Here is a 13,745-nt window from a genome sequence, read left to right on the forward strand (position 1 = left end):
TTTTTTCTAATTAACTATTTTTATCGATTTTATCATGATCTTACCTCTGTCTCACATTTATTTGAAATGACTATAAGCAAGTAATTCATTTCAAAAACCGACAATTCCAGTACAAAACTCGCTGTTCTAGGGTTCGATCGCCAAAAGTTCTTCTGCTACCAATCCTTTCTGAATAGCGAGCACTGCTGCTTGAGTGCGATCGCGCACTTCTAACTTTTGCAAAATGGCGTGCACGTGAACTCGCACTGTACCCGGAGCAATGTACAATATTTGAGCAATTTCCTGATTGCTTTTTCCCCCCGCAACTAAAGCTAATATTTCCTGTTCTCGCTTCGTCAGCGGATTCTCTAAAAATTCCGATTTCAACCCTTTTTTCACAGGTTCGGGATTAGCAAAAACCGCCCGAATTTCCGCAGTCGCGACCTGATCCCACCACGAAGCACCCGCCGCCACCGATCGAATTGCCAAAACCAAAGTTTCCGCCGCAATTCCCTTAAGGCAATATCCCTGAGCACCCGCTGCCATCAATCTTTCAATTAAAGATTTTTGCGAATGAGATGTTAAAATCAAAACTGGAATTGCTGAATGCCGCTGTTTAATTTGGCGGCACGCTTCAATGCCCCCAATTCCAGGCAAACCGACATCGAGAACCACCACATCGGGCAAGTGTTCCTGAGTCAATTCTACTGCCGTTTCGCCATCTTCGGCCTCGGCAATTACTTGTAAGCAACTTTCTTGCTGCAACCTGGTTTGCAGTCCCAACCGAAACAGTTCGTCGTCTTCAACTAAGAGAATTCGCAAGGGATAAACTGGTTTCATTTCTCTGGGATAGCAGGGAGTCGGAATCCAAACAAAGCGCCTAGAGGCAATTTATTTTCTGCCCAAATTATACCGCCGTGGGCGTCAATAATTTGGCGAGATAAGTATAACCCCAATCCCGATCCTTTGGCTTGGCGATCGCTGTGTCCTTGATAAAAACGCTCAAACAAGTGGGGCAGTTCATCGGCGGTAATTCCCAACCCGCTATCGATAACTTTCACCACCTGATAACTCGAATAATATTCCATGATTATTTCTACTTTGCCACCGCGAGGAGAATGGTTGATGCCGTTTGTTAGCAAATTCACAAAAACGCGCTGGAGTTGCACCGCATCGCCATTTACCCACAAAGAGCGACGGAAATCTGAGTCTCCGTAACTCATACTAATGTAAACCCGGCGCGCCGCAGATAAATGGGTGAGAGTTGCGATTACTTCTTCGGCCAAAGCTACTAAATTTACGGGCGCAAGTTGCAGTTTTAAACCTTCGGCATCGTTGCGGTAAACATCTAGCAGCGTTTCTACTAATTGTAGTGACATTTTGTGCGATCGCGCCATTGTTTCGAGAACTTTTTGCTGACTGGCGGTGACATTCCCAAATTTTGCTGACTGAAAAGCTTTAATTGTTTCGATCGCCCCCAGCATCGGCGTTTTTAAGTCGTGACTCAAAGTAGAGACAAAATCTTCTCGGATGCTTGCTAGCTGCTGCTGCGACTGCAACTCAGCTTTAGCGATCGCGATCGCTTCTTGGTACTGGTGGTTGCGATCGCTCAAATATCCCGTCACCCCTAAAGCCATGACTGCGATCGATCTATTTGCGACAGTGGCTAGGGCGATCGCTTCTCCATGAGGAACAAACAAATCTAACAGCGTCAAAGCTGCCGCTACTAGCGTAATTTGCAACTTACCCAACCGACTCAATCGCGAATTGGCCAGTAAAATCGGGCCCGTATACAAATACCCAAACAGATACTGCGGCGGCGTAGTAAATTCCAGCAGTGCAACAATCGCAAATAAAATTGCGATCAACCACCTCGCCCGGAAATACTTCTCTTGAATAGCCAGGTTTTTTGGGATACCCGATAAACTTTTAAACATCCTCAATCAATCCATTTTATATTTTATATTCACAGTTTTTTTCCTTCTATCTACTCCCTTTTACCTACTCCTTGTTACCTACTACCTTAGCATAGTTATTTGTTGGGATTTTTTTCACCTATTCTCGCGCAAAAGCCTCGCGTTTAGCGAACATATATATCTCGAAGTATAGACAGTTAACCCGATTTAAATATTTATATATTCTGAGAAATATAGAGCAAATAAGCCTAATGTGCAAACAGCAATTTATACCTGAAAGCTGATTATCCAATTTTCTAACAGTGAGTATAGTAATCAGTAAAAGTAGATAGCCTTTTTGGGCTTACAGAACTGACAGATGAACTTTGTCTAATCAAAGCGAGTTCAGTTTCATCCAAATTAACAATAGTTATGGTGGCGCACTCTTAAATGCTATACAATTGCTCGATCGCTGTCAAAGCATGGGATTAGCAAAATAAAAACAAGGAATTCTCGCCAGCAAAAACCCGATGATGGCGTTAATCCCTCTGGCTGGGGAGATTGCATCTTAGCAGCATTGAATTGGGCGCTCGCCCCCAAACTGAAAGTGAGCTGCAAAAAAAGCTCGCCCGGTTTTTGGAACCTCCCACCTAACCCATTTGGCGATCGGCAAAACCCCTTTACCCAACGATAAAAAATTGGCTCAGTTATGCAGCAAGGATTACTTCAAATCGCATTAACCCTAATCATTTTAATAGCAATCGCGCCTGTCTTCGGCAGCTACATGGCGCGGGTGTACATGGGAGAAAAAACCCTTCTCGATCCCGCTATTAAACCCCTAGAACAACTCATCTATAAAGCCAGCAACATCCGGTCTGTAGATTCCATGACTGGTTGGCAATATGCCCGCTCTTTACTCTACAGCAATGCAGCAATGGGCATATTTGTTTTTTTTATTTTCATGCTTCAGGGAGTGCTGCCTTTAAATCCCACCAGCCTAAGTACCCCAACCTGGGATACTGCGCTGCACACAACTATTTCATTCCTCACAAATACCGACCAACAGCATTACTCCGGCGAGACAACCTTCAGTTACTTATCCCACTTAACTCTGGGTTTTTTAATGTTTACCTCAGCCGCTACCGGTTTAGCGGTAGGGATTGCCTTTATTCGGGGATTAACCGGCCGCCCGCTGGGCAACTTTTACATCGATTTAATTCAATCAATCACCAGGATTCTGCTACCTCTTTCTTTAATAATTGCCTTACTGTTGCTAATTTCAGGAGTGCCGGAGACCCTCGCAGGGCCGGCAGTTGCCCGTACCTTAGAAGGCGGCACCCAAGTAATTGCTCGCGGCCCAGTAGCTCACTTGGAAAGTATTAAACAACTCGGAGAAAATGGCGGCGGATTTTTTGCCATGAACTCGGCTCACCCTTTTGAAAATCCCAACCCTTTTACCAACCTGTTGGAAACGCTAGCAATGGTTTCTATACCAGCAGCTATTATTCACACCTACGGCAGATTTGCCAACAACAAAAAGCAGGGATGGCTGATTTTTTGGATGGTGTTTGCCATCTACGTTGTCTTGATTGGCATTGCAGCATTTGGCGAGTACGGCGGCAACCCTCAAATTAATAATTTATTGGGCGCGCAACAACCAAATTTAGAAGGCAAAGAAGTGAGATTTGGCTGGGCAGAGACTGCACTGTGGGCGGTCACTACGACTGGGACAATGTGCGGCGCTGTCAACGGGATGCACGATTCTTTAATGCCTCCCGGTGGTTTTGCTACTCTGTTTAATTTGTTTCTGCAAATCGTTTGGGGCGGACAAGGAACGGGAACGGCTTACTTGTTTATTTACTCAATTTTGAGCGTATTCCTCACCGGATTGATGGTGGGGAGAACGCCGGAATTTTTGGGACGTAAAATTGAAAAACGGGAAATTGTTTTAGCCAGCGTTGTTTTGTTAATTCACCCGATCGCAGTTTTAATCCCCGGTGCAATTACCCTCGCCTTTACCGACAGTTTGAGCGGCATCAGCAACCCGGGATTTCACGGCATTTCCCAGGTAATGTACGAATACGCTTCGGCGGCGTCTAACAACGGTTCTGGCTTAGAAGGATTGGCTGACTCTCAACCCGCACCGACAGGACTTTGGTGGAATTTAAGCACCTGTTTTAGCCTCCTTTTGGGGCGCTACGTTCCAATTATTGCCCTGCTGCTTTTAGCTGACAGCATGACGAACAAACAACTGGTTCCCGAAACAACGGGCACTCTCAGAACCGATTCAGTTTTGTTCACCAGTGTAACCGCAGGAGTAATCATAATTCTGGGCGCGCTGACATTTTTTCCAGTCCTAGCTTTAGGGCCAATTGCCGAAGGATATGAAATTAGCAGCGGCAAGTTTGAACCTGCATCGATAACTACACCCACAACACCTTTAGCAACACCAACTCCTCCACCTCGGTAGCAAAAAGTTATCAACCTCACTCTTCTCTTTCTCTGTGTTCTCTGTGGTTCATTAAAAATTCCCAATCGATATGGCTTCTTCCAATACTCCTGATTCCCCAAAAAAACCTGCTAGAGGCTCTCGCGAGTCTCGCAAGCACACGCCGAAAGCAAATACAAAAGGCCTTTATCAAAGAGCTTTTAAAGAAGCTTTTGTCAAGCTAAACCCGCGGGTGATGCTAAAAAATCCGGTGATGTTTGTGGTGTGGATAGGCACAATTGTGACTGCACTTTTAACGATCGATCCGACGTTGTTTGGCCCGGTTGCCGGCGAAAATCAGAGAGTTTTTAACGGTTTAGTCACGTTTATTTTGTTCTTCACTTTAGTATTTGCTAATTTTGCTGAAGCGGTAGCAGAAGGGCGTGGCAAAGCGCAAGCAGATGCCCTGCGATCGACCAAAGCCGACACAACAGCCCGCAAACTCTTACCAGACGGTTCAATTCAAGAAGTTAGTTCGACATCCCTGAGACGCGGCGACCAAATTAAAGTGATCGCAGGCGATGTCATTCCTTCCGACGGCGAAGTAATAGCAGGCGTCGCGTCGGTGGATGAATCTGCGATCACTGGCGAATCCGCGCCGGTGCTCAAGGAACCGGGTTCGGACATCGCCAGTTCCGTCACCGGCGGTACGCGCATCCTCTCTGATGAACTGACGCTGCGGGTGATGGCCGACCCGGGTAAAGGGTTTTTGGACAGGATGATCGCGCTGGTGGAGGGGGCCGAAAGGTCGAAAACACCGAACGAAATCGCGCTGACGGTGCTGCTGGCGGTGCTGACTCTGGTGTTTTTGATTGTGGTATCGACGATTGGGCCGATGGGCAATTACGTCAAAACTCCCGTGGGCGTGGTGACGCTGATTTCGATGCTGGTGGCGCTGATCCCGACGACGATCGGCGGTTTGCTGAGCGCGATCGGCATTGCGGGGATGGATCGCGTCGCTCAGTTTAACGTGATAGCGACCTCTGGACGCGCCGTGGAGGCTTGCGGCGACGTGAATACGCTGATTTTGGACAAAACGGGGACGATCACGCTGGGGAACCGTTTAGCCGAGGAGTTCATTCCCGTAAACGGTCACTCGCTGGAGGAGGTTGCGAGTGTAGCCCTTGCTGCTAGCCTGTTTGACGATACTCCAGAGGGAAAGTCGATCGTCCGTTTGGCTCAGAATTTGGGCGCACAGGTGGATTTCGATCGCACCAACGCCACGGGGCTTGATTTTTCCGCAAAAACGCGGATGTCTGGCACGGATTTGCCCGACGGTACGGAGGTTCGCAAGGGTGCGGTGGACGCGGTGAAGGGTTTTGTGCGATCGCGAGGCGGCAATGAAGGGCCGGATCTGGATGCAGCTTACGAGCGAGTTTCGCGGCTTGGGGGTACACCTCTAGGCGTTTGTCAAGGCAGCGACACCTACGGCATTATCTATTTGAAAGATGTCATCAAACCGGGAATTCGCGATCGGTTTGACCAACTGCGAAAAATGGGCATCCGCACAATAATGCTCACCGGAGATAACCGAATTACAGCATCAGTAATTGCCGATGAAGCAGGCGTTGACGACTTCATTGCCGAAGCAACTCCCGAGGACAAAATCGACGTAATTCGCAAACAACAAGCCGAAGGCAAATTAGTCGCAATGACTGGAGACGGAACCAACGACGCACCCGCACTAGCCCAGGCAAACGTAGGACTCGCGATGAATTCTGGAACCCAAGCAGCCAAGGAAGCAGCGAACATGGTGGACTTAGATTCCGACCCCACCAAACTAATTGACTTAGTGACAATTGGCAAACAATTGCTGATTACTCGCGGCGCGCTGACTACGTTTTCGCTAGCGAACGATATTGCCAAATATTTTGCAATTATTCCGGCAATATTTGCCCCTGTTGGCGCTTTAAACATCATGGGTTTAGCCAGCGGTCAATCGGCAGTTTTGTCGGCATTAATTTACAATGCTTTGATTATTCCCGCTTTGATTCCACTAGCATTAACTGGCGTAAAGTTTAGACCTTTGAGCGCCAATCAACTTTTGCAGCGGAATATTTTAATCTACGGATTGGGCGGAGCAGTTGCCCCGTTTATCGCCATCAAAGTTATTGATGTTTTGATTACCGCCGTTGGGCTAGCATAGATCGGGAAAGCACGATACGGATTTTGACACGGATACAGGGATTAATCTCGTTCCCCGGCTCTGCCGGGGAACGCAATTCCAGAGGCTCTACCTCGATTTTCCACAAAAAATCATCCAATAGAAAGACAGAGATTTATTTCCAAAATAAGGAGAATTCATGAAACGGAATGATTTGCTGAATGATATTTTTCCCAGAGATTTCCAAGAAATTATTGAGTTAGGGCCAATGCTTTGGCAGCGCCACCCAATCCCGGTGCAGCTATTTCTGGTAATGTGTTTCAATGCTATAATTGCCCCCGCTGTTTACGCGGCTGCGGGTGAAGATTTGACCCGAAAAGCTGTCTGGGGTTTAAGTCTCCTGGGTTTGGTGATTATCGCCCTTTCTATTTACCTGTTTGTAGTCATCTTTCAGCCGGAAAGATTTTAGTCAATAATTAACCCTTAGCAAATAACCGAGCCATGTAATTTATGAGAGAAATAATTAGAGCCATTCGCGTTACCCTGGTTTTATGGGGAATCACAGCCATTATTTACCCTTTAATCTTGCTAGTAATCGGTCAAATTGCCTTCAACTCCCAGGCAAACGGCAGCTTAATTACCAAGCAAGGAGTTATAGTGGGCTCGTCATTAATTGGCCAACCTTTCTCCTCAGAAAGATATTTTTGGAGCCGCCCCAGCACGACAAATTACAGCAGCTTTGCAACCGAAAATTACGCTCCCACAAAGGGAGAAAATTTAACTCAAAAAACAGGCATTTCGGGAGCTAGCAACCTGGCCCCCAGTAACTCGGATTTGCTGAAACGAGGTAATGAGAAAGAGGGTTTTCAGGGGGTGCAATTTGAATTAGATCGCCTCAAAAAAGCTGGTATCCAACCGACTGCAGATTTAGTCTACACCTCTGGTTCTGGCCTCGATCCGCACCTTAGCGTAGAGGCAGCTAGGGCGCAAATTCAGCGGATAGCAACGGTGCGATCCCTCAATCTCAATCAAGTAGAAATGTTGGTAGCCAAAAATACAGATGGCAGATTTCTCGGCATTTTCGGCGAACCGGGAGTTAACGTCCTCAAACTGAATTTGGCTCTCGACGGTTTACAATAGTTTACAATAGTCGGCAGTCATCGGTCATAAACTGACTGATGACTCGAAATTGACTAACTACCCACTACTCAGCTATGATTCACTCTAGCGAACTTACAAACAATCCAGACGCGGTTTACGCCCAACCGAACCGCACTTACGATCGCACCCTCCGCCGGGGAAAGCACAAAATATTTATCGGCATGGCCCCCGGTGTCGGCAAAACTTTCCGAATGCTAGAAGAAGGGCACAGGCTGAAATCTGAAGGCATTGATGTGGTAATTGGACTGTTAGAAACTCACGGGCGAAAAGAGACAGCAGCTAAAGGCGAGGGACTAGAAATAGTGTCTAAAAAACAAATGCTGCGCGGCGAAAAAATTCTCACCGAAATGGATACTGAAGCTGTCATAGCACGCCGCCCCCAATTAGCCTTGATAGACGAACTAGCTCATACAAACATTCCCGGTTCTCTGCGAGAAAAACGATATCAAGATGTCGAAGAAATTCTCAAGGCTGGGATTGATGTTTTCTCCACCCTCAACATTCAACACATAGAAAGTCTCAACGATTTAGTAGCTCGCATTACCGGAGTTGTAGTGCGAGAGCGAGTGCCCGATCGCGTCCTCGAAGATGCTGACGAAATAGTCGTTGTCGATGTCACGCCGGAAACTTTAGAAGAAAGGTTGCTAGAAGGCAAAATTTATGCTCCCGAAAAAATTGAACAATCTTTAGAAAACTTTTTCCAGCGCCGCCATTTAATCGCTTTGCGAGAACTCGCCCTGCGAGAAGTCGCAGACAATGTGGAAGACGATGCAGCAACTTTAAAAGGTCAATCTTGCAACATTCACGAACGAGTTTTAGTGTGCATCTCGACTTATCCGAATTCTTTGCAACTGCTGCGGCGGGGCGCGAGGATTGCTAGCTATATGAATGCCCCATTTTATGCTGTGTTTGTCAACGATCCAGACCGATTTTTAACAAAAGCAGAAAGCTTGCACGTTGAAACTTGTGAGAAACTTTGTCAAGAATTTAAGGGGCAATTTTTGCGGGTAAACGGCAATAATATAGCCAAAGCGATTTCCGAGGTAGCTAAACAGTATCGCATTACTCAAATTGTGATCGGCGAAAGCCAGCAATCCCGCTGGAAATTGCTGCTGCGGGGTTCTTTGACTCAACAGTTAGTGCGATCGCTCAAACACGTAGATTTGCACATCATCGCTACCGAAAAAAGTTAGTAGTCAGTAGTCAGTAGTCAGTAGTCATTAGTCATTAGTCAGTAGCCAGCAGTCAGCAGTCAGTAGTTGTGAATGGTTGGTCATTTTGCATAAAAACTGCAACTTTCGGAGGAGAACTCAATCTAGCGGACGACGGATGCGCCAGAAGCTTTTACGTGTGAAAATCGCCCTTGTTGAACCTGATAAAAAGTGCGATCGCTATGGTGGATGATTACATTCTCAAGTTGCTAGTTATTGGCATCCTCCTGCTTACCGTTACCTTGGGTTCCGGCTGGATTTCGCGATTGCCTGTATCTTATGCCTTAATTTATCTCATTGTCGGTATCGGATTAGGGCCCTACGGCATCAAGCTGATTGACTTGCGTCCCGAAGCTGAATTTTTAGAAAGACTTACAGAATTTGTAGTTATTGTTTCTCTGTTCAGTTGTGGCTTAAAAATGAATCGCCCGCTGCAATTTTGGGCTTGGAATTCCACAGTGCGGCTGATCGGTTTTTTAATGCCGATTTCTATTTTTGCAGTAGCTGCTATCGCTCATTGGTTTGTGAAATTAGATTGGGGCCCGGCGATTTTACTGGGAGCAATTCTCGCTCCCACCGATCCAGTTTTAGCCTCAGAAGTCCAGTTAGCTCATCTAGACGATCGCGATGAATTGCGCTTTGGTTTAACATCGGAAGGCGGTTTGAACGATGCTTTAGCTTTTCCCTTTGTTTATTTCGGCATTTATTCGCTAAAAGATAACAACTGGTCGAAGTGGTTTTCACAGTGGGTAGCAGTTGACTTGATTTGGGCGATCGCCGCAGGTATCGTTATGGGAATTTTAGTAGCTAAAGCCGTCACCTGGATCGATCGCCAACTCCAACACTATCGACCGGCCGATCAATTAATGGAAGATTTCATTGCTCTCAGCACAATTCTGCTCACATATTCCCTCACAGAAGTAGTCAATGGCTACGGATTTCTCGCAGTTTTTGTAGCAGGAATTGTGGTGCAGGGGAGTTACAGAAACCCAGAAAAGCCGCTTTCCCAACTGCACTTTACCGAGCGCATAGAAAAGTTAATGGAAGTAGCAACTATTTTACTATTAGGTTCACTTTTACGCCTAGAACCTATGTTGGCCTATGGAGGTTACTCCCTCTTAGTAGCTGGATTGTTAATTTTTTTAATCCGGCCTGTGGGAGCTTGGATTAGTACGATCGGCAGTCCTTTGCATCCCGCCAACCGCTGGCTTTACGGTTGGTTCGGCATTCGTGGTGTCGGTTCTATCTATTATCTTACGTATGCTTTGGGTAAAGGTTTGAAAGGCGAAACCGCCGAAAAGATTGCGTGGATTACCTTTACAACCATCGTACTTTCTGTGGTTTTGCACGGCATTAGTTCCACCCCGCTAATGAACTGGTACGAGCGCCGAATCAAACCTGAGGTACCAGATTTAATTTAATTCAGTAAGGTGCGTGACTTTAATAGTCTTGGACGCAACCGTCACACCACACAACTTGTAGGGTGCGTCCGGCGAAGTTCTCTAACGGCGATCGCGAATTTCGGGAGCTGACGCACCTTACTATATAATCTAAAATTGACTTGTAGGGTGCGTCCGGCGAAGTTCTCTAACGACACCGAAACAAAAGAAGATTATAATTTTTTGGATAACTCTCATATAAACGTTCGCTCAATCAAACATGGATAGATTTGAGTTTCAGCTAGCCATGCTGCAAAAAGGAGCAGAGGAACTAGAAAAAAAAATAGCTAACTTCACAACGATTCTGATGCAATTAAAAACTGTGGCAATTACCATTTGGGTAGCGTTGATTGGTTGGGTTTTTACAAGCAAAATAGATGCGTTGGTTCCTCTAGGATACGTTATAATTTTTGGTTTCTGGTTTTTAGAAGCTACCTACTGGAAGGTGCAATTTTATTACATACAAAGAGGCCATGCAATTACCCAATTCTTGAATAATGAAAGCGCCTTAGATGAAAGTTTTAATACTCGCTCAATTCCGGAAGGTCTTGTTCACCCGCTCGGCTCATTAAAAACAATTAAAATGCCTTCTTTATGGAGAGTTATCTGCGTTCCATCAATCTATATTTTTTATACCTTTTTGTTTGTTGTTAATTCGATCGTTTGGTTAATAACTCTTAAAACAGCCCTATAACTGGCTAAGATCCCAATGTGCGAGCGACCGGACCATATCTTCCATCCCAACTAACTAAAAGTGTAAATTGGAGGTTCAATTTGCTTGCTACTGAAAAAACGGTTGCTTTCTGTATCGTTTGGGTTAAGAGTTTGCCTGTTCTCTCCTCAATACTTTGTTGGTTATTTTCAAATAACCATAACTGTTGGCGTTCAACTTCTACTACGATAGCAACCTTTTATATTCAGGACTTAGGCAACTGGCATACTAAAATCAAGTTGTAGGGTGCGTCAGGTGAATTTATAGAACGATTATTGAGGGTTTAAAAATCTGACGCACCTTACTAATTGTGAATATTTCCAATTTTAAAAGGACACGAGAATGCAGTCCTTACCCGCAGCTAAAAAGGTTTGACCCCAACTAATAAAGCGAGTTCGCGCCACTTCCAATAACAGTCTGCATCGGTAAAACCAATTTCTCTAAACCAGCGCAATTGCGTTTCGACATCAAGCAATTTATTAGACGGATCGTCTGGCGAATCGCTAATACCCAGCGCCTCTCGAAATTTCTCGTGTAAAGCCGGAGTTGCGGACGCTACGTGCTCCAAATTGCCAAAAATGCCTCCCGGTTCCAAAAGCTCGAAAATTTCAGTGTAAAGCGAACGTTTGCGATCGTCTGCTACGTGATGAATCGCAAAACTAGAAACAACCGCATCAAATTTGCCCAAATCCGGTAGCGGTTCATCAAAATTGTGTTCGATTACCGTGACATTCGGGTCATCAGCAAAGCGAATTCTGGCTTTTTCCAGCATTGTTGGCGAAAAGTCGATCGCCACACATTCAACATTTGGTCGATCGCACTTAAGCAGACCTAGCAACCGCCCGTCTCCCGTGCCCACATCCAGAATTCGTTTAACATTTTTCGGCACTTCCTCCAACAAAACCGCTTCACCTTCAGTGCGGTGAGGAATACCATCAGCCTTAGCCAGATACCATAAAGCGTGTTCCGCCGAACTCCAAAGATTGACTTGACTCATAAATTTTTAACTCTCATAAACCTCGCCATTTTGGCGAGTGAAAATCCAACCATTATCGCTAGCTTTGGCAATTAAATCATCATCGGGATAATTGGCTGAATCACCATCAGTGCGATCGCCAATTTCGAGAGCAACACATCTACATTCGAGCGGTTGACTAAATGATGCCCATCTGCATCACCCGCCCGAAAACCCGCCGCCATACCCCGTTTCAGCCTTTGCTCTCCCGAACTTGTAATTAGAGTAACTTCCCCTTCCTGAACATAGATTAACTCATCTTGCCGGCTGTGCCAATGCCTGAGAGCAGAATAACTTCCCGGCCAAAGTCTCACCAAATTCACCCCAAAATTCTGCAATCCGGCAGCATCGGCCAAGCGTTTTTTAGCTCTCCCCAAAACTGCCGATTGGAATTGCCGAGGGTACTTGGAAGCCGTAATCTGCGGCACATTGTTAGGATCTATAATCATAGATTTTAACCCTCCAACCTATGGTTACAAACTACTCAAATTCTATCTTACTTTTGCGTCAATTCCTATAGCTATTAATTCAATACCGGATAATCCTGGTACTGCATCATCATAATCTACTTTTCGGCGATAGCTTCGCAAATACCTCAAATTTTATGCTATTTTCCGGCGAGTGCGATCGGCACTGACAGCGAATTGTTGCTGAACATATCTCTGAACTTCTCCTGTCTTGCGAATAGAAAGTCCTTCGCTATCCCGTAAATAGTATCGCACTTGAATCAAAGCTGAATAGTAGGTTTTAATGATAAGCTGTTGCACATTTAAACGGTTATACAAGCATTACCCTTGTTTTTGATTTTCCGACGACCCCATTTAATTATTAATGGTCCTTCATTTAAGAGGATACGCAATAAATACTCTAGCTATTCAATTAATGTAAAAAGTGGACTAGCTATATATTTTTTTGTCCAATACCCTACTAATTCAATTCTGTTATAGTTGGGGCTATATTTGGGGAGGAATTCTCACTACAGATTAGGCATTTGTGTTTCAATTTGTTTGAGTTAATCTTCTTTATTAGGAAAACGAGCATTATCCAAAAATATCACTATTTTTGCTCCTTTATCAGCAAATATGGAGCCTGGATTTCCTGCTGATATCCATTTATCAATTAGCTATTTATAAAATTTTAATTCGGGACAATAGTTATATAAATTGCCTTGGTTGAGGGACTTTGCCGACTTTTGTTTATCTGAATTTCTCACTCCTTCCATTACATCAACTCTGCTTTTTTCTGCCTCTTCTGACCTTTTCTCCGCTGCCCTTTTTACACCCGTTATTTCTTATAGTGACTCTTAAGGTGAATCCAATCTCGTCTCAAAACCTTACCTGTTATAGTTCGGGGGTTTCTTTTTCTAATTTTAAATTTTCACCTATTTTTATTTTAAACGCTGTTTTTTTGTCGTAATTTTTCTTGAATTATCGGCTAGAGTTAGCGAGCGAGGTAAACATACTTTTTTTGCTTTAATATCCTCCTAACTTGTCCTCCACTTAATTTTATTTTTGTGGCTAAGTCTAAGTATGTTGCTAATTCCTGCGCTGTCCCTATGACAAAAATATCTCCTAATTGTTGAGGGTATTTCTCTATTATTATTAATAATATCTCTAGATATTTATCTCTGGATTTTTTATGATTGTCCTTCAGTGTCTCATCTATTATATAGTCATTTCAAATAAATGTGAGACAGAGGTAAGATCATGATAAAATCGATAAAAATAGTTAATTAGAAAAA

At 44.7% G+C, this 13,745-nt stretch carries 12 protein-coding genes; 7 read left to right on the forward strand and 5 right to left on the reverse strand.

Annotation, left to right across the window (positions count from 1 at the left end):
- Window positions 1-126: 126 nt before the first annotated feature.
- Together QUA57_RS26530 and QUA57_RS26535 are read right to left on the reverse strand one after the other, a co-directional pair.
- Window positions 127-819, reverse strand: a complete 693-nt coding sequence (locus QUA57_RS26530) for a response regulator transcription factor (protein ID WP_333064707.1) — start codon at window positions 817-819, stop codon at window positions 127-129.
- Window positions 816-1,916 carry a HAMP domain-containing sensor histidine kinase gene (locus tag QUA57_RS26535; protein WP_333064708.1) on the reverse strand — a complete coding sequence of 367 codons (1,101 nt, stop codon included), beginning with the start codon at window positions 1,914-1,916 and terminating at the stop codon, window positions 816-818. Before QUA57_RS26535 ends, QUA57_RS26530 begins: the two co-directional genes overlap by 4 nt.
- Before the next feature lie 667 nt (window positions 1,917-2,583).
- Here QUA57_RS26535 and kdpA point away from each other — a divergent pair.
- The 7 genes from kdpA (at window position 2,584) to QUA57_RS26570 (ending at window position 10,971) form a co-directional block, all read left to right on the forward strand.
- Entirely contained in the window at window positions 2,584-4,344 is a 1,761-nt protein-coding gene (kdpA, locus tag QUA57_RS26540) for a potassium-transporting ATPase subunit KdpA (RefSeq protein ID WP_333064710.1), read from the forward strand.
- Window positions 4,345-4,414: 70 nt separating this feature from the next.
- On the forward strand, window positions 4,415-6,508 hold the full coding sequence (gene kdpB / locus QUA57_RS26545) for a potassium-transporting ATPase subunit KdpB (protein ID WP_333064712.1): 2,094 nt from the start codon (window positions 4,415-4,417) through the stop codon (window positions 6,506-6,508).
- Between the two features lie 157 nt (window positions 6,509-6,665).
- Window positions 6,666-6,935 carry a K(+)-transporting ATPase subunit F gene (gene kdpF / locus QUA57_RS26550; RefSeq protein WP_333064713.1) on the forward strand — a complete coding sequence of 90 codons (270 nt, stop codon included), beginning with the start codon at window positions 6,666-6,668 and terminating at the stop codon, window positions 6,933-6,935.
- 41 nt (window positions 6,936-6,976) lie between these two features.
- Window positions 6,977-7,606, forward strand: coding sequence for a K(+)-transporting ATPase subunit C (gene kdpC / locus QUA57_RS26555; RefSeq protein WP_333064715.1), 630 nt, complete (start codon window positions 6,977-6,979; stop codon window positions 7,604-7,606).
- 74 nt (window positions 7,607-7,680) lie between these two features.
- Entirely contained in the window at window positions 7,681-8,820 is a 1,140-nt protein-coding gene (locus QUA57_RS26560) for a universal stress protein (protein WP_333041457.1), read from the forward strand.
- A gap of 170 nt (window positions 8,821-8,990) precedes the next feature.
- The gene (locus tag QUA57_RS26565; RefSeq protein ID WP_333064717.1) at window positions 8,991-10,259 is read left to right on the forward strand and encodes a sodium:proton antiporter; all 1,269 of its coding nucleotides are present in this window, start codon (window positions 8,991-8,993) and stop codon (window positions 10,257-10,259) included.
- A 238-nt stretch (window positions 10,260-10,497) separates the two neighbouring features.
- The gene (locus tag QUA57_RS26570) at window positions 10,498-10,971 is read left to right on the forward strand and encodes a hypothetical protein (protein WP_333064718.1); all 474 of its coding nucleotides are present in this window, start codon (window positions 10,498-10,500) and stop codon (window positions 10,969-10,971) included.
- Window positions 10,972-11,350: 379 nt separating this feature from the next.
- Here QUA57_RS26570 and QUA57_RS26575 read toward each other — a convergent pair whose 3' ends face one another.
- The 3 genes from QUA57_RS26575 to QUA57_RS26585 form a co-directional block, all read right to left on the reverse strand.
- A complete protein-coding gene (locus tag QUA57_RS26575; RefSeq protein WP_333041460.1) occupies window positions 11,351-11,986 on the reverse strand; it encodes a class I SAM-dependent methyltransferase in 636 nt (211 codons plus the stop codon).
- Window positions 11,987-12,057: 71 nt separating this feature from the next.
- Complete coding sequence (locus tag QUA57_RS26580; RefSeq protein WP_333064719.1) at window positions 12,058-12,453, reverse strand: cupin domain-containing protein; 396 nt, start codon at window positions 12,451-12,453, stop codon at window positions 12,058-12,060.
- Window positions 12,454-12,606: 153 nt separating this feature from the next.
- Complete coding sequence (locus QUA57_RS26585) at window positions 12,607-12,789, reverse strand: hypothetical protein (RefSeq protein ID WP_333064720.1); 183 nt, start codon at window positions 12,787-12,789, stop codon at window positions 12,607-12,609.
- Between the last annotated feature and the right edge of the window lie 956 nt (window positions 12,790-13,745).

Source organism: Microcoleus sp. Pol7_B2, from assembly GCF_036701035.1.
Classification (GTDB): Bacteria; Cyanobacteriota; Cyanobacteriia; order Cyanobacteriales; family Microcoleaceae; genus Microcoleus.

Bases quoted from the DNA above. Each gene is read 5' to 3' on its own strand.
- kdpC (WP_333064715.1), top strand. From the start codon at position 6,977: ATGAGAGAAATAATTAGAGCCATTCGCGTTACCCTGGTTTTATGGGGA.
- QUA57_RS26560 (WP_333041457.1), top strand. From the start codon at position 7,681: ATGATTCACTCTAGCGAACTTACAAACAATCCAGACGCGGTTTACGCC.
- kdpB (WP_333064712.1), top strand. From the start codon at position 4,415: ATGGCTTCTTCCAATACTCCTGATTCCCCAAAAAAACCTGCTAGAGGC.
- kdpA (WP_333064710.1), top strand. From the start codon at position 2,584: ATGCAGCAAGGATTACTTCAAATCGCATTAACCCTAATCATTTTAATA.
- QUA57_RS26530 (WP_333064707.1), bottom strand. From the start codon at position 819: ATGAAACCAGTTTATCCCTTGCGAATTCTCTTAGTTGAAGACGACGAA.
- QUA57_RS26575 (WP_333041460.1), bottom strand. From the start codon at position 11,986: ATGAGTCAAGTCAATCTTTGGAGTTCGGCGGAACACGCTTTATGGTAT.
- QUA57_RS26570 (WP_333064718.1), top strand. From the start codon at position 10,498: ATGGATAGATTTGAGTTTCAGCTAGCCATGCTGCAAAAAGGAGCAGAG.
- QUA57_RS26535 (WP_333064708.1), bottom strand. From the start codon at position 1,916: ATGTTTAAAAGTTTATCGGGTATCCCAAAAAACCTGGCTATTCAAGAG.
- QUA57_RS26580 (WP_333064719.1), bottom strand. From the start codon at position 12,453: ATGATTATAGATCCTAACAATGTGCCGCAGATTACGGCTTCCAAGTAC.
- kdpF (WP_333064713.1), top strand. From the start codon at position 6,666: ATGAAACGGAATGATTTGCTGAATGATATTTTTCCCAGAGATTTCCAA.